This window comes from Vibrio sp. 10N.222.52.B7 (assembly GCF_041474275.1).
GTDB lineage: Bacteria > Pseudomonadota > Gammaproteobacteria > Enterobacterales > Vibrionaceae > Vibrio > Vibrio crassostreae_C.
Genome location: NZ_JBFRTU010000247.1, coordinates 1 through 263, shown reverse-complemented (window position 1 = coordinate 263; position 263 = coordinate 1). Strand labels below are relative to the sequence as shown.

The 263-nt window shown below is 45.2% G+C and carries 1 pseudogene; it reads right to left on the bottom strand.

What is annotated here, in order from left to right:
• Positions 1–263 (bottom strand): annotated as a pseudogene (locus AB4512_RS22655) (alpha-amylase); the annotation flags it as partial.

Sequence of the window (263 nt, the reverse complement as noted above, 5' to 3'; positions counted from 1 at the left end):
GAGTGATTAGTATTATTCAGGTACGGCGCTAAGAACGACTCATAGCCGCTGTTCCCTGCTCCACCGCTGGTAATCACCTCGCCAAACACATGCATGTTCGCAGTAATTTCAGACGTGAATACCTGATCGATTTGGTACTGGCTCATGTGTTTTACCGCATCAATACGGAAACCTTTGATCCCCATATCTTTTAGCGCTTTCAGATATAAACGTTGCTGTGAAACCACCCAGTTATTTGGGTCGAGATCAGGTAAACCTACATC